Here is a 25,883-nt window from a genome sequence, read left to right on the forward strand (position 1 = left end):
ACTTCCCAAATGAACGGTTATTCATTAACTGTACTTCTTTCGTCTTTATTTTTCCTAAAAAATTCTTCAATCCTAATTACTTTTCAATTTTTTGAAGAATTACTTCGATTTTCAAAGAGCATTTTGGATAATTATCCAATATTTTAGTTCTTTTTCTTCTTGTCTTAACTTACTTTACCTTTCGTTAATCGTTGCTTTGACCTATTTCTGAAGTGGGTATTTTGATAAAAGTGTCTTCTATAATATTTGATGATACAATATAAGCATAAACAACTATTTTCTTTAAAAAAATGAGTGGGTAGTAGAACGCTTGTACTCTCTGAGCTTTTAAGTTCGTTCTAAAGCTTGTTCGCTACCCACCTTCCGCCCATAAATCCGACACTTAATCGGCCTTTCAAGGCCGTATTAGAAGGATAATTGTAAAAGGCGACCCTTAAACAATACTAAAGTGGGGTAAAAAAATATGTGTTTTGTAGGTATTGACATTTCTAAAAATTCTTTTCCTTACTACGTCCGGAATTCAAAAAGGATCAAAATCCTTTCTTCTTCTGCCTTAGTGGCTTTCGTTGGCATCGATTCTCGTGCAGAGGAATCAGGTCAAATGAAAAAAGGTTAGTTTATCAATAGAAAAGGTAACAGGTTCCTAAGAAAAGTTGTTTACATCGCTGCCACCGTTGTTATTCTAAACAATAAATACTTCAAAAATTATTACATAAAACTACGTACTCGAGGTAAATCACATTCTGTTGCTGTGTTAGCTGTAGTGGGGAAATTGTTGAGAATAATATATTCACTGGTGAAGAACAAAAAAATATGATCCTAACTATTATTACAAGTTACAAAATCAAGAACTGAGAGTTCATAGCAATTATACAACAAAAAATATCAAAAAGAAAAAGAGAAATAGTAACTTGAATAAACAACAACCGCTACTTTCAACTTAGAAGTATGACTGAATAAGGATTTTTGAAAATATTTAAAATTTTTTAATTAAATAGGGGACTATCATACTTGACTACTCCGGATATTATATTTTATTATATTTTACCTTATTCATCCGGAGTTATTGTCACCTCTTGATTTTTATCATATCATCTCTTTTTAAGTAATTGTTTATCGTCTGGAATTTGCGAGTTTTTAGCAGACTTTTCCGAAAGTGAAATTTCTGCCTAAAATTTTTCCAAAAATTGTTGCTTTTAATTTTACGCTTACTAAACGAAAAGAAGTTGGTTCTTTCCATCAATGTTAACTTGATTAACTTCAAGTGATGCAATGGATGAAAATCACTTAAAAGAGGATGAAAGGGACGGAAGAAATAGTTAAGTTGTTGGATGAGTGCTTAGAATACGTTAAGCATGAAGTATGGGGAGATAGAATAACGAATTGGGTAAAATCAGCTAAAAAAGAATTAATCTGTCCGTATTGTGAGAAGCTATCCAAAAAAGTACATTCAAGGTATGAAAAAAGTTTTCAAGATTTACCGATACAAGGTAAAAAAACAACGATAGTTGTTATAAGAAGAAAGATGTTTTGTGAAAGCAAAGAGTGTAAGAAAAAGACGTTTGCTGAACCTCTTGACTTTGTGGAACCAAAATTCAAAAGAACGACAAGGTTGGAGAAGGAAATACTGAATATAAACTTGAGCATGAGTTCTGTACAAGCAGCTAAGTTATAGGTAAAAGTTCAATATGCAACTTTTTAAAAAAATAATCCCCATGATAGACAAAAGGAAAGTAGAAAAGGTAAGCATCAATGTTTTTGCAATACCCACTTCAGAAATAGGAAAAAGTAACTAAAGGTAAAGTAAGTTAAAGGAAGAAGAAAAAGAACTAAAATATTGGATAATTATCCAAAATGCTCTTTGAAAATCGAAATAATTCTTCAAAAAATCGAAAAGTAGTTTGAATTGAAGAATTTTTCTGGAAAAATATGCATGAAAGAAGGTTGTAACAGGGGGAGTACTTGGAGTTTTATAGGAGGAATTATGGGGGATGAAAGTTATAAGAAAGATGGCTCTTTTACGGAAATAGTTAACAATTAAACTGGAGAAAAATTAAGTTTATTAATGATCTACCACACTTTTTGGAAGAGACTCACTAAAGGCTAATCATACCCTCTGAATATGTCAAGGGCATTATGAGTAGTTAAGGGAAGTTTTAGCTATGTTCAAGAAACGAAAAAAATTAAAAAGCGATTTAATTTATAAAAACACTAAAGTTTTTAGAAAACTGTTCGATAATATTTATGAAAATCCTTAGCGCTAAGGGAAAAATCCTTGTCCAAGGAAGGGCAAGAAACAAAAAAATCACATGGAGGTGTATGAATTATGAGGATTAATCACAACATTAGTGCATTGAATGCATGGAGATCGATGGATCAAGTAAACCAATCTATGGGTAAAACACTTGAAAAACTTTCTTCTGGTTTAAGGATCAACAGAGCAGGAGACGATGCAGCGGGATTAGCAATATCCGAAAAGATGAGAGGTCAAATTAAAGGTTTAGAAACTGCTGTAAAAAATGCACAAGACTCTATATCTTTGATACAAACAGCAGAAGGAGCTTTGACAGAAACACACTCTATACTTCAAAGAATGAGAGAATTATCGGTTCAAGCTGCATCAGATACCAACACAAATGTTGATAGAAATCAAATTCAGTTAGAATTAGATCAACTAAGAGAAGAGATCGATAGGATTTCAAGAACTACAGAGTTCAACACACAAAAATTGCTTGATGGAAAGATTGAATCATTCAGAGGTAGTGAGGATATTAAAGTTGTTACGGGAGGAAACATAAACGTTGAAGTTCATTCATTAGCGTCACCGTCTGCTACATCTCCTATTTTTGTAGAAGAAGGTACTTACGTTATAGAAGTTGGACAATTAAATGGTGGTGTGTCCTCCTCTTTGGATGTTAGAATAACTCAAATAACTGCTGGTGGAACAACTACAGCGGTAGTCTCTTTGAATGCGGGAGAAACTAATCTCGGAGGTATTTCATTCACATGGACTTCCACAACTTTTAATCTTGGTGATTTTGGGGGATCATTACCTTTAAATGAAATTGTAGATAGTGCCGTTGTTAGAGTTGAAGGAACTTATACCACGAATGATCAGCTTGTTTTCCAAATAGGGGCGAATGAAGGACACAACATTGTACTTGGAATAGACGATATGAGTGCGGGAGCACTTGGGCTCACAACCAGTTCGCTCGTTGCTACAAATCAAGATAGTGCTGAAAGATCGATAATGGTTGTGGACGCCGCAATTCACAAAGTAAGTACAGCAAGGGCATCACTTGGTGCTGTTCAAAACAGATTGGAACACACTATATCCAACTTGGGTGTAGCGTCGGAGAACTTAACCGCAGCAGAAAGCAGAATCAGAGATGCAGACATGGCAAAAGAGATGATGGATTTTACAAAGCAACAGATACTCATGCAAGCATCGAATGCAATGTTGGCACAAGCGAATACAATTCCACAAAATGTTTTGCAGTTGTTGCGATAAAGGGAAATTTAAAGAGGGGGCCTTCGGCCCTCTTTTTGTTAGTTGTATATCTATTTTATCTATTCCCGCCCACCATCCCTTAAGGAAATGGCGGGTATGAACAAGAATGATATAATAGAAGTAGCTTTTTGATGGGAGGCAAGCGTATGAGTGCTGATAAAGAAAAATTGTTATCTGTTGCTATGATCGTTAAGGACGAAGAGACGAATATTAGACGGGCTTTAGAGGCTATTAAAGATGTGGCAGATGAGATAATCGTTGTTGATACGGGTTCTACAGATAGAACACCCCAGATAGTTAAAGAGTATACAGATAAGTTGTACTTTCATGAGTGGCAGAATGATTTTTCTGAGGCTCGAAATTATTCTTTGAAGTTTCCAACTTGTGAGTGGGTTTTGATTTACGATGCGGATGAAGAAGCAACAGAATCCTTTAAAAAAAATATAAGAGAGTTTCTTATGAAACAGCCTAAAGATGTTAATACTGTCTATCTACCAGCAATCAGCTATATGGATATTAACTACACAAGAACCGAAGTTGCTTCGACTCCAAGAATTTTTAGAAAAGGTGCTATTGAATACAAAAACGTTGTACATAATCAAGCTATATATAAACCTAAAGTCGTTCGAGGTAATTTTCCAATTCTTCATTACGGTTACATCTGGACGAGATCATTGAAGAGAAAGAAGTATGAAAGAACCGATACTTTAATAAGAGAGCAATTAAATGAAGCGAAGCATCCTATCGAGAGGTTGTATTACTTAGTCCAGCTGTACAAAACAGAGTCTATCGGGGGGTATACGTATAAAAAGAACCAAGTCGCTTGGGAGACGTTGGCAGAGATAAGAAAAGTGGGAAGAGTTCCTGCCATAGGGCTTGAGTTTTTGTACATGTTTGGATTGGATTGTGTGTTTGGGGGTTTAAAAGGCCTTGGAAAGGAATTGCTACAAAAGTGTATAGATGCTACTCCTCAGTATCCTGATCCTTACTTTGGTATGATGGCTTTGTACGAAAGATCAGCCGATTGGGATGAGCTAATCAGGTGGGGGAAGAAGTTTTTTAATGTCTTAGACGAAGCTATGAAGAATGTTGAGAATTTTGATTGGACTATTATGTCTTTTAAGCAAGTGCCTATGGCACATATTTTGATGGCTCGTGGAATGTTGAAAAGAAAAAATTTTGAAGGATTCAACGATCATGTTTCCCTTGCTTTTGCTGAAGATGAGAACATTAGTATCGATAAAAAGAATTTGTATGTTTTGCTGAACGATATGAAAGAAAATATTGAGAGTAAAGAAGAGTGGGAAATAGTATTACCTGGGCTTAAAGTTATGGTTGAAGGTGTAGAAAAATCAGGGATTGTTATTTATTATGATAGCATCGTTGAAAAGATTGCTGAATTAGAAGTTGAAGTCGATGAAAACTTGTTAGATAAATTATCTTGTAGAAATGAACTTTCAAAATACATAATAAAGAAAATGAAAACATCAGAAGATCAACTTTTAGATTTTTTAACTAAAGATGATTATCTTAATTTTGTAGAAAAAAATGGTATACCGGGAATTTTGCTTTTTTATTCAGTTTTGCAAAATACAAAAGATACTATTGATACGTTGAAGACCCTTTCTACTTTAAGAAAGATTGAAGACGAAAAGATTCAAGGAGTTTTATACGCCTTATTGGGGGATTGTTATCTGAGGTTAAAAAGGTTCAAAGAAGCCCTGAGTCAGTATAAAAAGTCTTTAGAAATACTTCCTGAGCTCTCACGGTTTATTAAGCCTATAATTGAGGATTTGAGCACGAAGTTAGACCCTGAGATGGATGGGGTTTACGAAGAGATATATGCCCATTTTGCTTCTGGGAAAGATTTCATTTTCGACATTATGGGGTACGTTGGACAAGAGAATGCACAGAAACTCTATCTTATTTCTGATGCTCCATTGGCTTTGTACGTTTCGGGGATATCTTTGTTTCAAAAAGACCCACAAAAGGCTGAAACGTTGTTGAAAAAAGTAGAAAATACTGAAGAATTTCCTTTTTATTATTATAGGCTCGCTAAGATATACGAAAAAAAAGATATTAAAAAAGCCTTTGGTTTGCATGTAAAAGCTGTAGAAGAGAATAACAAACTTGCTGATTTGGCACTTGGTAGATACAGTTATTCCGGCCTTTATCCAAATACTCAGATTAGTTTTATGAAAAGCGACGATGAAATGATTTGGGTAGGGAATATTTCAGAAAAGTTTTCCACGCTTGGAATTATTCATCCCATTAGGAGTTGGAAGAAATCAGATACTTTTTTGTACGCTTCTCCTTATCCTTCTGATGAGGCTTTGAGGATTTACGAAGAGCGTGAGAAAGGAGCTTACAAGTCTATTCCTTTGGAGATCAAAAAGGAAATTATTTTAAAGGGGCTAATTGATAGCGGTTTTAAAGATGTCAAGGTTCTTGGAGTTGATAAAGAGAAGTATGAAAGTGTTTTTGAAGATTTGGGTGTTTTTGTAAAAGATACTTCTAACAATCTTTTAATTGTAGGGGAGTTTGAGAAAAATTATGATGTGAGTGATATTTTAAAGGGAGCAAAAAATGTTTTAGCCTTTGTATATGTTCCTGATTTAAAAGATAGAGAGAACGTAGTTTGGTTTATTCCAAAGTTTAGGGTGCTTAGAACAACGAGTCAGTTGATTTCGTTATTTAGGAAAGAAGGGTTTAAGGTTTCAAAGGTTGAGGTTGTCGATGGAAATTTGAGATTTATTGAAGCATATAAAGAGTAGTTTTTGGTTTAAGACTTTTTAATCAACTACTCTTCGCCTATAGAGGCGAGGGTAGTTGACTTAATAACTAAGATATTTATGCTTTGCTCAGCTCCTCACGAAACGATTGCTCAATTGAGGTAATCTCTTCATTTCTTTCTTTTAGATCTTTCACCGAATGTCCATCAATCCCGAGAACCTTTCGTTGCGGAGGGATCAGGTATTGAAGATTTACCGGAGGTAATCCATATTTAATATTATACTCTACATACACACCTTGGTGAATTGCCAAATCTAACAGATACGAGAATAATCTGTTCTCTGTTATGTTGTTTTTCTTGAAGAAAAGTCCTGGATGCACCCAGACTCGTAAAAGATCCTTAGCATATGACTCTTTCAGAACATGTTCCATAGCTTTAGTGTACATTTCAACATCACTAGGAAATGAGTGGCAGGCAATACCTAGTACATCGACTCTGTCCAGTACTTCTTTCGATACATCCAGTGTTCCGTTGGGTAGAAGCTTAGCTTCTACCCCCAGTGAGATTTGCAATGATGGAAATCTGTGACGTGCGTCTTCGAGAGCACGCTCGAATTCCTTAAAATCGTAAGTGCATACCTGCCTTACATGCTCAGTGAAAATCAAGTATTTATAACCATTATTCATAGCAAATGTACAATAATCCTCTATTGAACTTGTGCCATCAGTGAAGTTAGTATGCAAATGGAAAAGGTATGGATGTTGTCGGAGCATTTCCTCAAAACCGACCGAGAAATTCGGTGTCTTCATAGACAGCAACACCTCCCCAGTAGCGAAGGAACCTCAAACCGTCCCGCAAATTTGTCGAATCAAAATGATCAACAGGCTCCCCCATAATTTCCTTAATTGCGTAATAGATCAAGTTGAACCCTGCAAATACCCCTGCAACCATTGTGCCTTGAACTCTAGGGTTACATTCCAGAACTTTTGGAGTTCCATCTTTGTCTAGCTTGAATTGGAACCCAAAGCAATACCGAAGATCAAGATGATCCCCCAATGCGAGCGAATAGTCAATCAGATCCTTGCGCAATTCTGTTAAGCTTTGAAAAGTGATACCGCTTCTAATCTGCTTACGTAGTCGAGGAATAGCTATTTTTAGGTTCTTTCCTCGGAACATGTCTACAGAATATTCCGGGCCTGGTAGATACTCCGAGACTATTAACTCAGGCCAAACACCATGGCGGAGAATGGCAAGAAGATTTTCCAGTGAAATTTCCACTCCTTGTGGTTTCTCCTCAAGGAATCTTTTCACATCCCAGGGTTGACTTGAAATAATCCGCAACCCTCGCATACCATTAGAAACCAGAGGTTTGACCACCACCTTGTTAGCAGGATAGCCAAAGGAATTAACAGCCTCTATAAGTTGCTGCTCGTTCTTAGCCAATCGGTATTGAGGATAAGGTACGTTGGTTTGTTCAGCCGCTATCAGGACATTGAGTTTGTTATTAGCCTTTTGAATGGCGGAGTAAGAAGAGACAATAACTTTTACGCCGGCCGATTCAAATTGATCCTGCATTTGGGCCAAGAGCGATAATTCATGTGTCACTTGAGGAAGAACAACGTCAACATTCTCCTTCTTTACAATCTCAAGGAGCAAGGAAATGAAGGCAGGATCCTGGGCAGATGGCACCGTGTAAAAGACATCAGCAAGATATTTTCCAACCACCTCGTCATGCATGTCAACAGCCACAACTTTTATGGGGAGGTCATCAGGGTTGTTCCTCAAGGCATGGATTGTCCCAGCTGTTCCAGGGGCTCCTGCTCCTGTGACTAATACGGTTAGTGACTTATTCTCCTTGATCATTATTGCACCTTCTTTTCTCGTATAGCACATCCTTGAAGGGTGTGATATTCGTTGCCAAGTATTCTCTGACTTCTTTTAACCTTTCTTGAAGCACAGATTCTCCAAGAGTTCTCAGATCATCTTCATCTCCCCACCAGATGGGATGTACCAAGAGTTGAATTTGATCGAACCGCACTTCCTTCAAAAATTTGCAAGGATCACCTTCCCGCCATATGCGGCGACTATCAGAAATATATTTGATTTGGGAAAAGAAGCGAGGTTCATATGTGCTAGTAAACTGGGGAAATTCTTTGTTTAGGACTTCAGGACTTGGACGATGAAAGGACACTACACGTTCAATGGGAATCATCGCTTCAAAATGATCCAGCAACACCTCAACCAGCTGACTTACAGAGTCCAGTCTCATTTCAGCACACATTGTCGGATCAATATGCAAACCCAGCCAGTGGCCCAGAGATTTGATCTCTTGGATGTAAGTTAACGACCTTGTTTCTAGAAGATTGTATAATGGACTATTTAGAAGAAGGAAATAGGTAGCACTGATTCCCATCTCTGATTCGATCTTTGCCATTGTAAGCGCTTTAGTTAGATTGCCGTCAACATCGTGCCGAAGATATAGCACTTTTTTACTTTCATCAACAGGCGAGGAATCATGAAAACTGGTTATTTGATAACCGGCTTTCAAAGCATTTTCTAAAATCTCTCTATAATGGGAATACGTAAAGTCATAATTCATAGTGTTGATCCTCCTTCAATTCTTTTGCTAGGTTTTTAGCCACCATTTTTGATATGTGATAAATCTCTATTCCAATAATTTGGTCGTGTGCGTCATATTCTACTCTTATATTATCTGATACCTCTTCGGAATCTACTGCGGCACCTTTTCTAAGCGATATATAAAGTATATCATTATCTTCATCAAACCATACTTTTATATTCTCGCCCATCTAATATTCTCCTTTTTGTTTATGCTCCAATTGATTTTAATGATTTAAGAATTTTATATGAATTCCTAAAAGTTGCGAAGGTACCATTGCACGATTAAACATTTTTGCTTAAAAAGAAGATAATGGTAGACTTTCTTCGATTTAATTATACCATAAGTTTGTGGGAATTTGTATTTACTCACATTCAAGTTAAAAGAGAAAAGGTTTGACCGAAGAAGAAAATCATGAACTATATTTGACAAGGAACCACTTTTCATTGACAATATTTGAAATATATTGTATAATTATTTAGAAGAGTTTTGGGGCGCTTAGCTCAGTGGGAGAGCGTCTGCTTCACGCGCAGAAGGTCGTAGGTTCAAACCCTACAGCGCCCACCATCTTTTTTTAAAGCTTTCCTAATTCCTTGAAGATTTCTTTTACTACTTTTATATCTTGGCTATGCTCTGGATCATCTCCAGGGGTTTCAAGGATCAGAGGTAGCTTAGATATTTCATCGAAAGAGAGAAAGGTTTTAAATCCTTCTCTTCCTATGTATCCTTTGCCTATAAATTCGTGTCGGTCTTTAGCTGCGCCCACGTCATATTTTGAATCGTTGAGATGGATCATTTTTAATTTATTTAAGCCGATGTATTTGTCAATTTCGTCTATTAATCTTTGTACCTCTTCTTTTTTTCTTATGTCGTAGTTTGAATCGAATCCATGGCAAGTATCGTAGGTTATGCCTAATCTTTCTTTCCATGGTGATTTGTTTATTATTTTTCCCAATTGTTCCATAGTGTATCCTATGTTTGAACCCTTTTGGGCAACGTTTTCGAGCAAGATAGTGACTTTTGTATTCTGAACTTCTTTGAAGATGATATCTAAACCTTCCAATATTTTGTTTATGCCGAATTCTTCTCCTTCACCTAAATGGCTTCCGGGATGGAAGTTGTAGTGAAGTATTCCTAATTCGTCTGTGGCTTTGATTTCTTCTATCATTGCGTTTATGGATTTTTCTCTGATGTCATCTTTTGGAGAGGCTAGATTTATTAAGTAGCTTGAATGAACTAAGACGTCTTCAAAATGTATGTTGAATTCGTTCATTGCGTTTTTGAAGCCTTCTACATCGTTTTCTTTTAACGGGTTTACTTTCCAAACCCGTGGTGAACTTGTGAAGATTTGGAAGGTGTTGCCTCCTATGTTTGCTGTGTCAGGAGGGACTTTTTTGAAGCCTTTTGAGATTTTCATATGTGCGCCGATTTTTATCATTTTTTTTCACTCCTAGTCGTTGTTAGTTTGCGGATTTGCGGCCCTTTCCCCCGCACCCCACCCGTCTAAGGAAGGACCCGCGGTCCTTTATAACCAACAACGGGAGAGGGCTGCGCCCTGTACCCCTTTTAAAATTGATATCTTATTTTTGGAAAGTTGAACTTTTTTGTAAGCAACGCTTAGTTTTTATTAGCGCCCTTCCACCCCGCTCCCCACCCATCTAAGGAAGGCATTCTATGTCATTTTGTAGTATTTTCTTTGCTATTTCTTTGTCGAGGTTTGCGATAACACCAATGTTTGCGAATATGTAATTTTTGTCGTAGGCGAAGGTTACGTCTTTTGGCGGTAGTAGTAAATCTTCTGAATTTTTTAGCTGCTTTAAGCTTTCAAATATTTCCTTTTTGTATTTTGATCTGGATAGTATTCCTCCAGTGCCAAAGATGATTTTTACGGCGGTTAGATCTTTTCCCTGAGCAACCTTTTTTCTTCCGGTGGGGGTAAAGATGTAATCAATTCTTCCAGCATGTCTTTTTAGGGATGTTAAGAAACAAAACTTTGCCAAGTAAGCTGCAAATTTTTCTTGTTCGTCGTTTTGTGGATATGGGGATATATTTTTTAGTATCTCTTCGTAGTTTTCAAAGTCTTTTTTTATTTGTTCTTTGCCGATCATTTCAACTACGTTATATGCGTTTACGTATATTCCCATGTCTCCATCGACCGTTCTTTTGGAACGAGGTTGTGGAGATACCAAAATCTTTTGAATTTCTGGTGAACCATCGGTAACGGAGTCTATATCAGTTGTGGCTCCTCCAATGTCAACTGTTAGAACATCTCCATACAGTTCATTTAGTAATTCTGTGGTGTTCATAACAGCGGCTGGGGTTGGGATGACTTCTTCATCTACTACATCGTAGATTTTTTCCATACCAGGGGCATGAATTATGTGTTTTGAGAAAACTTCCTGGATTATTTTTCTTGCCGGTTCAACGTTGAGGTGATCTATTTTTGGGTAGACGTTTTCTGTTATGATTATGTTTTTGTTCTTTTCTTTGAAGATTTCTTCTATTTCTTCTTTCACAGCAGTGTTTCCTGCGTATATTATAGGAATGTCTAATGGCAAGTTAGAGAGTAATTCTGCATTGTAAAGAACGGTTTCTTCTTCTCCGTAATCAACCCCGCCTGATAAGAGGATCAATTTTGGCTTAATTTTTAAAATTTGCTTCAAATGGCTTTCTCTAAGTTTTCCGGATGTGATGTATTTTAAAATAGCTCCAGCCCCTAAAGCCGCTTCTTTTGCTGCCCTGACTGTCATATCGTATACCAGTCCGTGAACCGTCATACTTAGTCCACCGGCAGCAGAAGAGGTTGCTAAAAATTTTTCCCAACTTATTTTATCTTTAACTTTTTCTTCCATATTTTTTAGTGCCTTTTCTATTCCAATTGTTACATCACCTTTGTCTATGGTCGTGTAACTTTCTGTTTGAGCTATTATTTCAACGTTTTTTTCGGTGAGCTGGTAAGCTGTAATCACCGTTGTTGTACTTCCTATCTCAGCTACTAATAAATCAATTTTCATACCTTTTCCTTCTCCAAATCCCTTAGGAACTTTTTAAGTATTTCAACCGCTTTTTGCAAATCATCCATAGAGGCTGCAAAAGAGAGTCTAATATGCCCTTCGGAAAAGAAAGCAGAACCTGGGACGACTGCCAGTCCATAGTCGAGTAATTTTTCACAGAATTCTTTATCGTTCAATCCATACTTCGATATGTCGATAAAATAATAGAAGGCACCTTTTGGTTTGTTAAATGTAAAACCGAGTTTTTTGAATTCATCGTACAAGTAGTCCCTTCTTTTTTTGAATTCTTCTACCATGTAAGAATTGTCTGTTTCTAAAGCTTTGAGTGCAGCATATTGAGAGGGTGTGTTCACATTAGAAGTGGAGTGAGATTGAATCTTAGCCATCTGAGTTATGAGTTTTTCGCTGGCAATAGTATATCCCACTCTCCATCCTGTCATTGACCAGGTCTTTGAAAAACTGTTTATAAATATTGTTCTATCTCTTGATTCTTCAAAGGTTGCCATAGAAGTGTAGTTACCATCGTAAATAAGGGTATCGTATACCTCGTCACTTAAGATGATGATGTCATGTTCGATGGAGAGCTTTGAGATAAATATCAAAAATTCTTTATCGTAAACCACACCTGTTGGGTTGTTGGGAGAATTAATTATAATTGCTTTTGTCTTTTTGGTGATAGCTTTTTCTAAATTTTTTTCTTCAGGGATGTAGTTATTTTCTTTTGTAGTTTTAACGTGAACGGGGATTCCGCCAACCATTTTGATTTGTGCATCGTAACTGACCCAAGATGGATCAATAACGATTATTTCATCGCCTGGGTTTGTTATCAAAAAAAGTGAGTTAAATAAGGATTGTTTTCCACCATTAGTTACGATTACATTGTTCTCATTGTAATTAGTTGAGTATTTTTTATTTGTATATTGAGCTATCTTGTGTCTGAGTTCTTTTATACCCTTGTTGTCGGTGTATTTGGTTTTTCCTTCTTTCATAGCTTGGTAAGCTGCGTTTATTATAGGCTGGGGAGTGTCAAAATCAGGTTCTCCAGCCGTCAGCCTGACGATTCGGTATCCTTTGTTTTGTAGTTCTAAAGCCTTTGAGTTTAACTCGATAGTTGTTGAGGGTTGAATTGATTCTATTTTTGTAGAAAATTCCATAGGAACCTCCTTTTTAATTGTTGGGAGTTTATTAGCGCCCTTTCACCCCGCTCCCAGACATTAAGGGGCAAGCCCCTTAAAAACCCCAAATTTAAGGTCAAAATCATTTAAAAACATGGTTTGCATACTGCAACAAACAGGGCTTCGCCCTGTAACCTTTTGAAAATTAAGAAGTTTCTAAGATGTTTATTCTATCTATGTTTGCGCCCCTTCGCCCCGCAGCCCGCCCATTTAAGGAAGGGGCCTGCGGCCCCTTAAACCCAGCAGGGGAAGTTCTTTGCCATGTAACCCCACTTCAATTTTTTTCTAAAATGCCTACGTTTTCGATGTGGTAGGAGTGTGGAAACATATCAAATGGTTGAATTGATTTTAGAGTGAATCCATTTTTTGTAAATAGATTTAGATCTCTGGCAAAAGTTGATGGGTCACAGGATACATAGATTATCCCTTTTTTTGCCATAGAAGAAAGTAATTGGATTTCTTTCTTTTCCAGCCCTTTTCTTGGGGGATCCAAGATGACATAGTCAAATCTTTTATCAGAATTTTTCATGAGATACGGTTTTGAGCTTGCGAGAATGAACCGAACGTTTCTAATAGAATTTATATGAGAATTTGAAATTGCTGCCTTTACTGAAACTTTGGAGGTTTCAACGGATTCTATATGTTTAAAGAGTGGTGAAAAGTATATTGAGAATAAGCCAACACCAGAGTATAAGTCTAACATAGTGTCATCTTTTTGTGTGTTGTTTTTGAAATATTCTAATATGTGTCTTAATAGCTTTTGTGTAACATTGTAGTTGTTTTGAAAAAAGGAGGTTGGTGGAATTTGGAATTTAAAATCATCAAACTCCTCATTTAATACACCCTCACCGAGAAGCGTTTTGTATGGACCTCGTAGTACAACGCTATCCGAACTGTTCATTAGGTGAATTAGTGAATATGGCTGGAAATTCTGTTGAAAAAACTGTTTTATCTCTTCTTCGTAAGGCAAATATTCTGTGTTGGTAACGATAATTACCATCGTTTGATTTTTGGAAAATGATCTTCGAATGACTAAATGTTTCAAGATTCCTTTTTTTGTCTTTTTGTCGTATATTTCGATATTCAATTTGTTAACTAGTTCTCTGAATTTATTTCTTATGTTATCGAATAAGTTTGGTGAGATTGGGCATGAGTAGATATCTAGAACATTATTTGAATTGGCAATATTTAAACCCAGTTTTAGATTGTTATTTTTCTGAAAGGCGTATTCCATTCTGTTTCTGTAACCCCAGATTAAATCGCTTTCGATTATGTCATTAACAAGGGAGCTATCTAACTTACCTATTCTTTCCAACTGTTCTTTTACTATCTGTGTTTTTGATTTTAGCTGGGATTTATAATCGTAATCGAGCCATTGGCAACCCCCACACTCGGGGAAGTGTTTGCATTTGGAGGATACCCTTTGATGGGATGGTTGTAGGATTTCTTTTAGATCTGCGAATACTAAATTTTTATTCGTTCTTGTTGGAATAACTGAGACAAACTCTCCAGGGTAAACGTTGTTTACCATGTAGATTTTGCTGGCATAACGTGCCATGCCATAGCCACTGTAGACTAATTTTTCGATGACGATTTTTACTTCTTCATTATCCATCTAACTACCTCCAAGATTGGGGAATTATTGTCCTTATTAGCGCCCTTCCACCCCGCAGCCCGCCCATTTATGGAGGGACCTGCGGTCCCTAGCCCAGCAGGGGAGAGGGCTTCGCCCTGTAACCCTTTTAAAATTATTTGGTCTCTAAAATATTTATTCTATCTATGTTTGCGCCCCTTCGCCCCGCAGCCCGCCCATTTAAGGAGGGACCCGCGGTCCCTTAGATCCCCGCAGCCGCCCATAAGGAATAAAGGAAGGGCTTTGCCATTAACCCTTGAATTTGCAGCCCGACCATTTACGATTTTTCGACCAATAAATTGAAATGTTCTCCTCTTTCTTCATAATTTTTGTATTTATCAAAACTTGCGCCAGCTGGTGAAAATACCACATTGTCTCCAACTTCACATATTTCACTTAGGTATAAGAATACTTCTTCTAAATTATTTTTGAAGATAAATTTAGAATTCAAGGGGTATTTTTTGACTTCTTTTTCCATTTCTCCGAATACTAATACGGCTTTGGCGTATATTTTAAGTTCTTCGATTAATGGTGTTAAGTCTTCATTTTTAGGGATTCCACTTAGGATTGCTATATAACGCATTCCTCTGAAACTTTTGTAAGCGTTGTAAGCGGAGTGAGCGTTGGTTGCTTTTGAATCGTTGTAATAATTGACTCCGTTTTTACTTTTTATCAATTCCAACCTATACTTTAGTGGTTTAAATGAGTTTATTGCTTCTTCGATAACTTTTTCAGGGATTCCAAGATTTAACGCCGTCACTGCTGATGCCAAGATGTCTTCTTTGAAGATGTCCAGTTCAAACATTTTGTTGTTGACTTGTATTTTTTTGTCTTTGTATTTAATGTAGTTACCTTCAATCATGTTTTTAGAAAAGGTTATAAACCTTTCATTTGATTGATAATCTTTTAGGTTTAAAAGATTCACAGCATCTTCGTTTATAACCGTTACTCCTCCTGATTTTAGGGTTCTTAACAATAATTTTGCTTTGGTCTCGTAGTAATCATTCAAGTTGTTGTGCCAGTTTAGATGATCGGGTGCCAGGTTCGTTAACACGGATATTTCAGGAGAAAACGTTTTTGACCAGAATATTTGAAAAGAGCTAACCTCAACTACGTAGTAGTTTAGAGTTTCTGATGCTTGGGCTAAGGGAACTCCGATATTACCCCCTACAAAGGTTAAAGGATCTGTGAATTTTAATATATGTCCTATTAGAGAGGTGGTGGTTGATTTCCCGTCGGTTCCGGTTATTCCAATAAAAACAGCTTTTTTGTTTGCTTTTTTTATATTCTCCCAAGAATACTCTAATTCTGTAGTGTAATCTATATTGTTTTCAAATATTATTTTAGCAGCCTTGCTGTTTGGGGGGATACCTGGGCTTACGATAGCTAAATCACAGTTTTTTAAAAGGTCGTTGTGGTTGGTTTCATATTGAACGTTGTTTTTCTTAAAATATATTTCATCGCTTTTTTTAAAATCTTTGTCTTGACTGACAAAGATTTGATGGTTTGTTTTTAAAAGCTTCGTCAGTAACTCATTGTTACTTTTTCCGTATCCTACAAGGCATATCTTCACCATACTCCTCCTAGTGCGACTATTCCAGTTAAGAAGTTTATAGTCCAGAACGTTAGAACGATTCGTTCTTCACTCCATTTTTTTAGTTCAAAATGATGATGAATTGGTGCCATTAAAAAGACTCTTTTTTTTCGTAGCTTGTAACTACCCACTTGTATTATAACGCTAAACATCTCTGAAATAAATATAAAACAGGTTAAAATGGTGAAAAGTTCAACAGAATAATATAACGCTATAGAACCTAATATCCCACCTAAAGCTAAAGATCCAGTGTCTCCCATGAATATTTTTGCGGGTTTTATATTGTAAAAGAGATACGCTATTACAGGCAAAATCAATATGGAGATGTGATTAAAATTTATACCTGCAATCAGTGCGGTGAATAGTGCTGATATTACATAAGTTCCTCCAGATAGTCCGTCTATTCCGTCAGTTAAGTTTGTAGCGTTGGACATACCTGTTAGGTATATTACCCCCCACAGTGGGTAGAAAAATTTTAGGTCTAAGCTTTTAGCCGTGAAAGGTATTTTCAATATTGAGTGAGGATTTAGTATTGATATGAGATATACTATGAATATAGAGAATAAGAATTGCATTAACAATTTTTGAATGGCGGTTAAGCCAGTTGAGTCTTTCTTTTTTATACTCAGATAATCATCGAGAAATCCTATAAATCCAAAGAGTAAAGAGGCAACTCCAATTATCAGAAATAAATCTTCTTTTTGAATGAAGTAGGTGAGTAAACTTAGAAAAAAAATAGCAAGAATGAATAAAATTCCCCCCATTGTTGGGGTTCCTTGCTTGTAATTATGAAGGTCTGGTCCTTCTTTTCTGATATACTGCCCAAATTGCCTCTTTTTTAGCCATTTTATAAATATGGGGTAGAGAAAAAGTAAGAAAATAAAAGTTATTAATGTGATATAAAATATCAATCTTTCCAAATTAAGTCACTTTCCTTGAGATATTTGTTTATTCCAGTAGTGTTAGATCCTTTTATATAGATCACTCCTTTGGTGGTGTTTGATATTATTTCATCAATTGTTTTTAGCTCTTTAAAGAAGGTAACTTTATCATTTGATAGATAGGTGAAATTTTCTTGAGGATCGTAGAAATAAATCCGATCAAAAATATTTAAGGCTTCTGTTATAACTTTGATGTGGTATTCTTCGCTGTATTTTCCTAATTCTTTTATTTCTCCCATTATGATAATTTTAGGAGAAAGATTCCACTTTTTTATGCTGTTAAAAGCACTTTTAAAAGATTCGTACGATGCGTTGTATGAGTCGTTCACTATTAGAAGATTTCCACGTTTTATGGTTTGAAAACGATCTTGAGGGATGTTGATGTTAAATAAATAGTATGGATCAACTGGTAAATCGATGAATCTCAAAAGCAGCAATCCTGAGAGTAAGTCTAATATCTGACCTTCACTCCAATAATGGTTCAGCGTTACCATCAAATCTTCCTGTAGAATTCTAGCGTAAAAGGTCGTTGTGTGGTTTTCATTGTACTCGAAGCTTTTTAAAACGGCATCGTTTTCATCTTTTGTTCCAAAGGTTAGTCGGTTCAGATGTTTCGGTGCCAATTCTTTTAATAATGAGTAGTCTCCATTGATTATTAAAACTCCTTTATCCATGTTGCTTGTTATTTTCATCTTTTCTTCAGCTACCGTTTCTAAAGAGTCTAGAAATTCCAAATGTGAAGCCCCTACGTTCGTGATAATGGCAACATCTAAATTAAAATATCTTGATAAAAATTCAAGGTCTCCCTTTTTTCTAAGACCTTCTTCTAGTATGACGGTTTCTTCGTTGTTATAGTTGTTCAAAATCGATAAGGGTATTCCTATTTCCGTATTCAAATTCATCTCGTTTCTAAAAGTTTTGAAATAAGCTAACAACAAATAATACAAGCATTCTTTCGTGGTGGTTTTTCCAGTGGATCCGGTTATTCCAATCTTTAATTTGGCGTTTTCATTGATCAATGTTGAAGCAGAGATAAGCATTTCTTCTAGGACGCTGTTGACTTTGATTATTTTTTCTTTTGGAAAGTCAACAACATCTTTTTCAACAATTACGTAAGACGCTCCGTTTTTCAATGCGTCGTTTATAAATAGGTGTCCGTCGGTTTTCTCACCTTTTAAACATAAAAATACGTCACCTTCATTCACTTTTCGAGAGTCAATTTGAAAATTGTGGCCTTTATATTTTAAACGTTCCAACATTACCTTCCCGAACTCCTTTTGATTTTGTCAATTAGTTTTTTTGTTACTTCGTAATCGTTGAACTTAACCTTTTTTCCATTGGCGAAGAGTTGATATTTTTCATGGCCTCTTCCCGCTATGATTACTATGTCCCCTTTGTTAGCAAATCTTAGGGCTGTATCTATGGCGGTTTCTCTATCGGGTATAACGATGAAATGTTTATCTTGGTCTATACCTTTTGATACGTCTTCTATTATTTGGTCAGGGTCTTCATCTTTTGGATCATCGTTGGTGAGAACTATAACGTCCGAATGTTCACTTACAACTTGTCCCATTAACTTTCGTTTCCCCTTGTCTGCGTTTCCTCCAGCCCCAAATACTGTGATTATCCTACCTTCAGTTATTGATGAAGCGGTTTTTAATACTTCGTTGAGTGCATCGGGGGTGTGCGCAAAATCGATAACTGCAAAGAAACCTAGCGATTTGCTGCCTGGAACGATTTGGAACCTTCCAGAGACACCTTTAAAGGTGGAAATGGAATAGATGATTTTCTCTGGTTCTAGTCCAAATAGGGTTGCTATTACAAAGGCATTTGTTATATTGTAAACGTTGAATTTCCCTATCAAGTGGGATCGTATTTCATAATTTTTGTGTTCCTTTGTCGTGATCGTGAATTTCATTTGTTGAAGCGTTTGTTCGTAATTTTCTATCACAAAGTCTGCGTTTTTTTTAAATCCATAGGTGATAACTTCTTTTCCACCTTTCACGAAGTCGTCTTTGTTCAATCTGTCGAGATTTATTACTATTTTTCCTTCATCTTTTAAATAGTTCATCAGGGATAACTTGATGCTTTTGTATTCTTCAAAATCTTTATGATAGTCCAAATGATCCCTTGTGATGTTTGTGAAAGATATGATATCGAATTTAACGCCTTCAATTCTTCTTTGATGGATCGCATGAGACGATACTTCCATGTTAATAAATTCAATATTATTTTCTTTGCTGTTTTTTAATATTTTGGACAACTCTAAAATACTAGGAGTGGTGTTGTATGGTTCCTTAACTACCTCGTCTTTTATTTTAATTTCTACGGTACTTATTAGCGTCGAGTCCTTATCTGATTTTTGTAAGATGTGATGAACTAAAGATACCGTTGTAGATTTGCCATTGGTGCCGGTTACTCCAAGTATTTTAAAATCATCTGGAGAGATATCGAATAATTTGTGAGATAAATCGGCAGCAGCCTTTTTAATATCTTCTACGATTATGTATTGCAGAGAATCATTTGTTGGAATTTTTTCTTCGTCTTGAGCAATTATTAATGAAGCACCTTTATCAAATGCTGAAAGAATAAAATCATGACCATCGAAGCGGGAACCTTTGAAAGCGATGAAAATATCGTCTTTTTCAACGTTTTCACTGTTGTCTTTGATATCTGCTATATTCAATATCTCATTTTTGATTACTTTCTTTTTTATATTACCGTTTAAAAATTGTAGTAGTTTGTTTGAAGGGATTCTCATTAATACAGCCTCCTAAATGTTAGTTGTTACAATGTGGTAAATTAATATATTTGACAATGTATATAAGACCTGGTATCATATTATTAGCACTTAATATGCGGGAGTGATAAAATGGCTAAGGTGCTACACGATAGACAAAAAGAAATTCTAAAAACCATTGTTGAATTATACCTAAAAAACGATAAACCAGTTAGCTCAGACGAAGTTTTGGAAAACTCAAATATAAAAGCCAGTAGCGCCACTATCAGAAACGATATGCAAAAACTTCAAAAATTAGGATACATTTATCAACAACACTCAAGCGGTGGAAGAATTCCTACAGATTCCGCTTTGAAGATCTATTTTCAAATGATAAAAGACGCCTACAACCAAGAGGATACACATATTGATATTCCAAAAAAGTACAAATTTTATGATTTAAATCTTATGTTTCAAAGCTTGAGTGAACTAATATCCAATACTTTGGAAGGTTTGGTCATCTTTGAATATCCTAATCCAAAGTATGTATATATAACAAGGGTGACTGTTACTCCCTTAATGGAGACAAATAACGTCATTACTATTTTAACAAATTTAGGCTTAGCTGTATCCAGGACGGTTGAAATATATGGTTTGCCACCTTCAAAGGAATTGGAAAATATTTTGAATAACGGTCTTGTTGGCAAGTCTTTTCATTCACTTTTCATGTTTCTTTCAGCTCCAAAATTTGAAACAGAAGATCTAAGGGTGACTAATTTTATTGAGATTTTAGGGCATCTAACATCTGAGTTCAACAGAAAAAAATATATTATAAGTGGTTTGGAAAAAATCATCTCTCAATCTATCCCAGACTTGGAAGCTATAGAAGCGTTGGCTTCTATGGTTGAAAATGATACAATCAAAGAAGGAATATTTAAACTTTTAGATTTCACTGATGATATAGAAATATTGTTTGGCGAAGATTTAAACTCTAAAGCTCTAAAAAAAATGGTATTTTTCTACACTACTTACAAATTAAATGCCGATCCCCTTGGTAGGGTGCTGTTTATAACTCAAAAATACTGTAATTATGAAAAAAATTACTATTTTTTGAGAGAGTATATTTCGAGACTCTCAGAGATTATATCAAAAAATTTATGAAATTAGTATATAATTTTGTTTATAGACTTAGTTTGTTGTAGTATACAAACGATGTTTTTAAATGATTTTGACTTTGAATTCGGGGTTTTTAAGGGGCTTGCCCCTTAACGGTTGGTGAAAGGGCGCAAACTTAAAAATAGTAATGATCAGTTTTTAGGAGGTGTTTTTTTGAAATGGAAGAAAGAAAAAAAACTGAAGAAATAACAGAACAAGAGGAACAACAAGAAATAAAAGAAAAAGGATTAAGTCAGGAAGATATCGAATCGTTGAAAGAGAAATTAGAAGAATTAGAAAAAGAAAATAATGAGTTAAAACACGAGTTGAAAAATCTAGAAAAAGAAAGAGATGAATTTAAAGAGTATTCTATATATCTTAAAACTAAATTTGAAGATTACAAAAATTTAGTGGAGAAAGAAAAAAAGCAGATAAAATTGAACACAACAAAAATGATAATAGAAAAATTACTCGTCCCATTTGAAAAGTTGAATCTTTCTTTGAATTACAAAGATGAACCTGAATTTGTTTCTGCTGTTGAGATGGTTTACAAAGATATGTTGAAAGTCTTTGACTCCTTGAAAATGAATTTTATAGTTCCACAAAAAGGGGATCAATTTGATCCATTCGAACATGATGTTGTTGACAAGTTTGAAACAAAAGAAGTGAGTGAATACTGTATATACGATGTCCAAACCATCGGGTACAAATTAGAAGGTGAAGTAATAAAACCAGCAAGGGTTATAGTGGCTGTTAAACCGAAGGAAGACGCCCCGAAAGGGGTCAAGGAAAAAGTTGAAGACAAGAAAAACCCTTGTGACGAAAATGTTGATTCTGACGAACAAACTGCGGAAGGGATCGACTCAAAAGAAGGTGACAAATAATTATGGCGGAAAGAAAAGATTATTACAAAATCTTGGGAGTAGATAGAAACGCATCACAGGAAGAAATAAAAAAAGCCTATAGACAAAAAGTCAAAGAATGGCATCCTGATAGACACATTGAAAATAAAGAAGAAGCAGAGCGCAAATTTAAAGAAATTCAGGAGGCTTACGAAGTTTTAAGTGATCCACAAAAAAGGAAAGTGTACGATAGATTCGGCTTCGTACCAGAAGAAGGAACCGCCTATACAGGGCAAAGTAATCCAGGCGGTGGCATGGGTGATATTTTTGGAGATATATTCGGAGAAGGTTTTGGTGGAGGCACCGTTTCGGACTTTTTTGATATGATTTTTGGTACTGAAGGAAGCGGTAGTAGATCTTCCTCTAGGCGAAGAAACGTAGTCAAAGAACGTGGAGAGGATATTAATGTAGTAATCAGTTTAAAATTGGAAGAGATTATTTATGATGTTAAGAAAATTGTCGAATACAACAGGTACGAAGTATGTCAGCACTGTCATGGTACCGGGGCAGAAAACGGCACCAGTTTTGAAACTTGTCCAAGGTGTAACGGAAGAGGAGTTATTAGAGAGGAACAAAGAAGTTTTTTTGGAAGTTTTGTAAGGACTTATACATGTCCAACGTGTAACGGAGAAGGCAGAATAGTCAACCGTAGATGCCCTTACTGCGGTGGTAGCGGAAAAGTTTTGAAAAAAGAACGAATGGAAATTACGATACCTGCAGGAGTTCCAGATAACTATACCATGAGAATAAGAGATAAAGGAAATGCAGGTAAGAACGGAGGTCCAAATGGTGATTTAATTGTTCAAGTAAGAGTTCTTCCGCATGAAAGGTTTATCAGAAAAGGAGCAGATTTAGAAACAGAGATCACAATAAATTATTTGAAAGCAGTTTTGGGAGGAACGGTCAAGATTCCTACGTTGGAAGGAGTCATCGAGGAAGAGTTGTCAGAAGGAACCAACCCTGGAACAATTTTGCGGTTTAAAAATATGGGACTTCCTGAATTTGGTGGTGGCAAAAGGGGAGATTTATATGTCAAAATAAACGTGAAAATCAACAAGCCATCAAGAAAAGAAAAGAAGATCCTTAGTCAACTTTTAGAAGAAACAAACGTTGAGTAATTCATCTTTGGGGGTATAAAGATTGAAATTTAATATCTCTGATCAAAAAATAGTCATCAAGGATTACATCATTATTACGTTGGGTACTTTGATAACTGCTATAGGGTTAGTTCTGTTCATGATTCCTTACAATATTATTGCTGGTGGAGTTAGTGGACTGGCTATAATATTAAACAATTTTTTTGGTTGGTGGGTAGGGGTACAAATGTTTGCTTATAATTTAATTTTGTTCTTTTTGGGGTTTTCGTTGCTTGGAATAGGATTTGGAATAAAGAGCATATATTCGGCTGCTTTACTATCCTTTTCCACCGATTTTTTTCAGCATGGTTTGGGCTTAGATCAATTAATTCCTACATTGATGAAAGAAACAGGGAATGCGGGACTGGAAATGACCTTATTGGCTGCATTTTACGGAGCTCTGATAGCTGGATTTGGTATGGGGCTAGTTATATGGAAAGGTGCAACTACCGGTGGAACTGATATAATCGCAATGATTTTCAACAAGTATTTCTCTTTAAGTGTGGGTACGGGTCTTATGATTGCTGATACCGTAATAACTGCATCATCCATATTGATTAGTCCTTTATTACCAATGTATGGAATAATAGCAATTTTCGTAACTGCAAAAACTATAGATGGGGTAATAGAAGGATTTGAATCTACAAGAACAATTTTGGTTATAAGTGATCATTATGATAAAATTAAAGAGGACATATATAGCAAATTAGATAGAGGAGTTACCTTTTTAAAAGGTGTAGGTAGTTACACTAATCAAGAAAAAAATGTTATAATGGTGACTATTTCCAGGTCAGAGATAGGCTTGCTTAAGAAGATTATAAGGGAGAGGGATAGCAACGCGTTTATGGTTATTTTGCCAAATAGTGAAGCCATAGGATATGGTTTCAAAAAAATATCTTAACAAGGAGATGATGGAAAGTGGATGACCCCGGTGGTTTGTGGGGCTCATTAATATTACTGGTTGTTCTTTTATCTTTGTCTGCTTTTTTTTCAGGATCTGAAACTGCTTTGACTACAATAGGGAGATACAGGATAAGAGAACTGATCGATGAAGAAAAAAATGAGAAAAAAAGGAAAAAATACCAACATTTTGTTGAGAATCCGAATCATTATTTAACAACCATACTTATAATGAACAACCTTGTAAATATCTTAGCTACATCTACGGCGACAGCTTTTGCAGTTAGTTTAATGCCCTCTTCTCATAGTGGTGCCATTGGTTTAGTAACAGCTATAATGACCCTATTGATATTGATTTTTGGAGAAATAACACCCAAGGTATATGCAAGAGAAAATAGAGAGAAATACTTTAATTTTGCCTTTTTTACAATCTATTTTTTAAATCAACTTTTAACACCTGTGGTGTGGTTGCTTGTAAACATTACAAACGTTTTTATTAAGCTGTTTGGTGGCGAGACCATTACCAATGCTCCACCATTAATCACAGAGGACGAAATAATTTCTTACTTGGACATAGGGCATGAAGAAGGGGTAATTGAGAAAAGTGAAAAGTACCTGATGCAAAGAAGTCTAGAGATGAAGGATACCTCTGTCAAAGAAATTATGACTCCAAGAGTTGATATATTAGCGATTGAGGATACAAAAACCATGGAAGAGTTGATAAAGATAATAAATGAAGAAGGGTACTCGAGGATTCCTGTTTTCAAGGAAACGTTGGACAATGTAATTGGCATAGTTTACGCAAAAGATATTTTCAAAAAGCTCGATGAGGTAAAAGATTTTACCAAACTGCAAAAATTAAGAGTTGTAGAAATTATGCATAAACCATTCTTTGTACCCATAACGATGAAAATAAGAGATGTTTTCAGGCTGTTTTTGAATAATCATACACATATGGCTATAGTCGTTGATGAATATGGAGGAACCGCTGGATTAGTTACTTTAGAAGATATAATAGAAGAAATGACCGGAGAAATTTTTGATGAGTACGATGACTACAGCGATGAAACTAATATAATAAGAGTAGCAGAAAATGTTATACTAGTTGATGGCACAACACCAATTAATGACGTTGAAAGAGAGTTGGACATAGAATTTCCAGAAACTGAGTTTGAAACCATTGGTGGATTTTTACTTGAAAGGTTCAAAAGATTTCCTAAACCTGGAGAAATATATTATATAGAAAATATTGAATTCGAAATAGTTTCCGTAACTATCAATAAGATAGATAAAGTTAAAATAACTGTACATCCAAAAATGCAAACAGAAAACCAAGAAGGGACTGGTAAAGAGAAAGATGAATGATAAAACTATTGTTGAAAAATTGTATGAAGAAGCTATGAAAGCAAGAGAAAATGCATATGCCCCTTATTCTAATTTTAAGGTTGGAGCATGTTTGTTATCAGATGATGGAGAAATATTTTCAGGTTGTAACGTAGAAAATGCTTCTTATGGGTTATCTATATGTGCCGAAAGGAACGCAATATTTTCTGCTGTTGCCAAGGGCAAACGTGAATTCAAAGCCATGTTAGTCGTTGCAGAAGGAGAGGCACCTGTAAAACCATGTGGGGCATGTAGGCAAGTAATGGCTGAGTTCGGAGATTTCGACGTTTATCTAGCAAATACGAAGGGGAAAATAGAAAAAACAAAGGTAAGCGTGTTACTACCAAATGCCTTTAGCCCCAAAGATCTGTGAAAGATCTAAACATCCGTTTCATAAAGTAGGCTAGTAGGAGTTGAGACTAAGTCTTCTATTTTTCCTTATGCTTGGGAAGCGGGCGCATCTTTC

At 35.7% G+C, this 25,883-nt stretch carries 22 protein-coding genes and 1 tRNA gene; 11 read left to right on the plus strand and 12 right to left on the minus strand.

What is annotated here, in order from left to right; genetic code table 11:
- Positions 1-463: 463 nt before the first annotated feature.
- From X926_RS10205 to X926_RS08630, 4 genes are all read left to right on the plus strand, one after another.
- Complete coding sequence (locus X926_RS10205) at positions 464-616, plus strand: hypothetical protein (protein WP_158245239.1); 153 nt, start codon at positions 464-466, stop codon at positions 614-616.
- Positions 617-1,297: 681 nt separating this feature from the next.
- Positions 1,298-1,675 (plus strand): transposase family protein, encoded by a 378-nt coding sequence (locus X926_RS08620; RefSeq protein ID WP_103065785.1) that lies wholly within the window; start codon positions 1,298-1,300, stop codon positions 1,673-1,675.
- A gap of 651 nt (positions 1,676-2,326) precedes the next feature.
- A complete protein-coding gene (locus X926_RS10380) occupies positions 2,327-3,511 on the plus strand; it encodes a flagellin (RefSeq protein WP_103065786.1) in 1,185 nt (394 codons plus the stop codon).
- Positions 3,512-3,657: 146 nt separating this feature from the next.
- Positions 3,658-6,285: a glycosyltransferase gene (locus tag X926_RS08630; protein WP_103065787.1), complete on the plus strand. Its 2,628-nt coding sequence runs from the start codon at positions 3,658-3,660 to the stop codon at positions 6,283-6,285.
- Positions 6,286-6,361: 76 nt separating this feature from the next.
- On the opposite strand, the gene X926_RS08635 is transcribed toward X926_RS08630, so the two are convergent.
- From X926_RS08635 to X926_RS08650, 4 genes are read right to left on the minus strand one after another with little or no spacing between them, the layout of a single operon-like run.
- A complete protein-coding gene (locus X926_RS08635; protein ID WP_103065788.1) occupies positions 6,362-7,054 on the minus strand; it encodes a PHP domain-containing protein in 693 nt (230 codons plus the stop codon).
- Positions 7,023-8,108 (minus strand): ATP-grasp domain-containing protein, encoded by a 1,086-nt coding sequence (locus X926_RS08640; RefSeq protein WP_158245240.1) that lies wholly within the window; start codon positions 8,106-8,108, stop codon positions 7,023-7,025. Before X926_RS08640 ends, X926_RS08635 begins: the two co-directional genes overlap by 32 nt.
- On the minus strand, positions 8,092-8,844 hold the full coding sequence (locus X926_RS08645) for a hypothetical protein (RefSeq protein ID WP_103065790.1): 753 nt from the start codon (positions 8,842-8,844) through the stop codon (positions 8,092-8,094). Before X926_RS08645 ends, X926_RS08640 begins: the two co-directional genes overlap by 17 nt.
- Complete coding sequence (locus X926_RS08650) at positions 8,834-9,055, minus strand: DUF2283 domain-containing protein (protein ID WP_103065791.1); 222 nt, start codon at positions 9,053-9,055, stop codon at positions 8,834-8,836. The genes X926_RS08645 and X926_RS08650 overlap by 11 nt, the downstream gene beginning before the upstream one ends.
- Positions 9,056-9,357: 302 nt before the next feature.
- Here X926_RS08650 and X926_RS08655 point away from each other — a divergent pair.
- A tRNA-Val gene (locus X926_RS08655) sits at positions 9,358-9,432 on the plus strand.
- Positions 9,433-9,439: 7 nt separating this feature from the next.
- On the opposite strand, the gene X926_RS08660 is transcribed toward X926_RS08655, so the two are convergent.
- From X926_RS08660 to X926_RS08695, 8 genes are all read right to left on the minus strand, one after another.
- Positions 9,440-10,303 carry a deoxyribonuclease IV gene (locus X926_RS08660; protein ID WP_103065792.1) on the minus strand — a complete coding sequence of 288 codons (864 nt, stop codon included), beginning with the start codon at positions 10,301-10,303 and terminating at the stop codon, positions 9,440-9,442.
- A gap of 220 nt (positions 10,304-10,523) precedes the next feature.
- On the minus strand, positions 10,524-11,879 hold the full coding sequence (locus X926_RS08665; protein WP_103065793.1) for a GlmL-related ornithine degradation protein: 1,356 nt from the start codon (positions 11,877-11,879) through the stop codon (positions 10,524-10,526).
- The gene (gene aspC / locus X926_RS08670) at positions 11,876-13,033 is read right to left on the minus strand and encodes an aspartate aminotransferase (protein ID WP_103065794.1); all 1,158 of its coding nucleotides are present in this window, start codon (positions 13,031-13,033) and stop codon (positions 11,876-11,878) included. Before aspC ends, X926_RS08665 begins: the two co-directional genes overlap by 4 nt.
- A 295-nt stretch (positions 13,034-13,328) precedes the next feature.
- The gene (gene rlmD / locus X926_RS08675; RefSeq protein WP_103065795.1) at positions 13,329-14,669 is read right to left on the minus strand and encodes a 23S rRNA (uracil(1939)-C(5))-methyltransferase RlmD; all 1,341 of its coding nucleotides are present in this window, start codon (positions 14,667-14,669) and stop codon (positions 13,329-13,331) included.
- Positions 14,670-14,964: 295 nt separating this feature from the next.
- Complete coding sequence (gene murD / locus X926_RS08680) at positions 14,965-16,260, minus strand: UDP-N-acetylmuramoyl-L-alanine--D-glutamate ligase (protein WP_158245241.1); 1,296 nt, start codon at positions 16,258-16,260, stop codon at positions 14,965-14,967.
- Positions 16,257-17,180, minus strand: a complete 924-nt coding sequence (gene mraY, locus X926_RS08685; protein WP_369973692.1) for a phospho-N-acetylmuramoyl-pentapeptide-transferase — start codon at positions 17,178-17,180, stop codon at positions 16,257-16,259. Before mraY ends, murD begins: the two co-directional genes overlap by 4 nt.
- Positions 17,181-17,188: 8 nt before the next feature.
- Positions 17,189-18,481, minus strand: a complete 1,293-nt coding sequence (murF, locus tag X926_RS08690) for a UDP-N-acetylmuramoyl-tripeptide--D-alanyl-D-alanine ligase (protein WP_103065798.1) — start codon at positions 18,479-18,481, stop codon at positions 17,189-17,191.
- Positions 18,481-19,983, minus strand: coding sequence for a UDP-N-acetylmuramoyl-L-alanyl-D-glutamate--2,6-diaminopimelate ligase (locus X926_RS08695; RefSeq protein WP_103065799.1), 1,503 nt, complete (start codon positions 19,981-19,983; stop codon positions 18,481-18,483). The genes murF and X926_RS08695 overlap by 1 nt, the downstream gene beginning before the upstream one ends.
- A 111-nt stretch (positions 19,984-20,094) precedes the next feature.
- On the opposite strand from X926_RS08695, the gene X926_RS08700 reads away from it, so the two are divergent.
- The 6 genes from X926_RS08700 (at position 20,095) to cdd (ending at position 25,790) form a co-directional block, all read left to right on the plus strand.
- Positions 20,095-21,102: a heat-inducible transcriptional repressor HrcA gene (locus X926_RS08700; RefSeq protein ID WP_012209609.1), complete on the plus strand. Its 1,008-nt coding sequence runs from the start codon at positions 20,095-20,097 to the stop codon at positions 21,100-21,102.
- A gap of 173 nt (positions 21,103-21,275) precedes the next feature.
- Entirely contained in the window at positions 21,276-21,980 is a 705-nt protein-coding gene (locus X926_RS08705) for a nucleotide exchange factor GrpE (RefSeq protein WP_103065800.1), read from the plus strand.
- On the plus strand, positions 21,980-23,116 hold the full coding sequence (gene dnaJ / locus X926_RS08710) for a molecular chaperone DnaJ (RefSeq protein ID WP_369973693.1): 1,137 nt from the start codon (positions 21,980-21,982) through the stop codon (positions 23,114-23,116). Before X926_RS08705 ends, dnaJ begins: the two co-directional genes overlap by 1 nt.
- A gap of 22 nt (positions 23,117-23,138) precedes the next feature.
- On the plus strand, positions 23,139-24,035 hold the full coding sequence (locus tag X926_RS08715) for a YitT family protein (protein WP_103065802.1): 897 nt from the start codon (positions 23,139-23,141) through the stop codon (positions 24,033-24,035).
- 17 nt (positions 24,036-24,052) lie between these two features.
- Positions 24,053-25,399 carry a hemolysin family protein gene (locus X926_RS08720; RefSeq protein ID WP_012209613.1) on the plus strand — a complete coding sequence of 449 codons (1,347 nt, stop codon included), beginning with the start codon at positions 24,053-24,055 and terminating at the stop codon, positions 25,397-25,399.
- Positions 25,392-25,790, plus strand: coding sequence for a cytidine deaminase (cdd, locus tag X926_RS08725; RefSeq protein WP_103065803.1), 399 nt, complete (start codon positions 25,392-25,394; stop codon positions 25,788-25,790). The genes X926_RS08720 and cdd overlap by 8 nt, the downstream gene beginning before the upstream one ends.
- The last annotated feature ends 93 nt before the right edge of the window (positions 25,791-25,883 follow it).

Origin of the sequence: Petrotoga sp. HWHPT.55.6.3, from assembly GCF_002895495.1 — a bacterium.
GTDB classification, from domain to species: domain Bacteria; phylum Thermotogota; class Thermotogae; order Petrotogales; family Petrotogaceae; genus Petrotoga; species Petrotoga mobilis.

What these genes read in the sequence shown, in the direction of transcription:
- X926_RS10205 (WP_158245239.1), top strand. Translation starts at nt 464, where the DNA reads ATGTGTTTTGTAGGTATTGACATTTCTAAAAATTCTTTTCCTTACTAC.
- X926_RS08620 (WP_103065785.1), top strand. Translation starts at nt 1,298, where the DNA reads ATGAAAGGGACGGAAGAAATAGTTAAGTTGTTGGATGAGTGCTTAGAA.
- X926_RS10380 (WP_103065786.1), top strand. Translation starts at nt 2,327, where the DNA reads ATGAGGATTAATCACAACATTAGTGCATTGAATGCATGGAGATCGATG.
- X926_RS08630 (WP_103065787.1), top strand. Translation starts at nt 3,658, where the DNA reads ATGAGTGCTGATAAAGAAAAATTGTTATCTGTTGCTATGATCGTTAAG.
- X926_RS08635 (WP_103065788.1), bottom strand. Translation starts at nt 7,054, where the DNA reads ATGAAGACACCGAATTTCTCGGTCGGTTTTGAGGAAATGCTCCGACAA.
- X926_RS08640 (WP_158245240.1), bottom strand. Translation starts at nt 8,108, where the DNA reads ATGATCAAGGAGAATAAGTCACTAACCGTATTAGTCACAGGAGCAGGA.
- X926_RS08645 (WP_103065790.1), bottom strand. Translation starts at nt 8,844, where the DNA reads ATGAATTATGACTTTACGTATTCCCATTATAGAGAGATTTTAGAAAAT.
- X926_RS08650 (WP_103065791.1), bottom strand. Translation starts at nt 9,055, where the DNA reads ATGGGCGAGAATATAAAAGTATGGTTTGATGAAGATAATGATATACTT.
- X926_RS08660 (WP_103065792.1), bottom strand. Translation starts at nt 10,303, where the DNA reads ATGATAAAAATCGGCGCACATATGAAAATCTCAAAAGGCTTCAAAAAA.
- X926_RS08665 (WP_103065793.1), bottom strand. Translation starts at nt 11,879, where the DNA reads ATGAAAATTGATTTATTAGTAGCTGAGATAGGAAGTACAACAACGGTG.
- aspC (WP_103065794.1), bottom strand. Translation starts at nt 13,033, where the DNA reads ATGGAATTTTCTACAAAAATAGAATCAATTCAACCCTCAACAACTATC.
- rlmD (WP_103065795.1), bottom strand. Translation starts at nt 14,669, where the DNA reads ATGGATAATGAAGAAGTAAAAATCGTCATCGAAAAATTAGTCTACAGT.
- murF (WP_103065798.1), bottom strand. Translation starts at nt 18,481, where the DNA reads ATGTTGGAACGTTTAAAATATAAAGGCCACAATTTTCAAATTGACTCT.
- X926_RS08695 (WP_103065799.1), bottom strand. Translation starts at nt 19,983, where the DNA reads ATGAGAATCCCTTCAAACAAACTACTACAATTTTTAAACGGTAATATA.
- X926_RS08700 (WP_012209609.1), top strand. Translation starts at nt 20,095, where the DNA reads ATGGCTAAGGTGCTACACGATAGACAAAAAGAAATTCTAAAAACCATT.
- X926_RS08705 (WP_103065800.1), top strand. Translation starts at nt 21,276, where the DNA reads ATGGAAGAAAGAAAAAAAACTGAAGAAATAACAGAACAAGAGGAACAA.
- cdd (WP_103065803.1), top strand. Translation starts at nt 25,392, where the DNA reads ATGAATGATAAAACTATTGTTGAAAAATTGTATGAAGAAGCTATGAAA.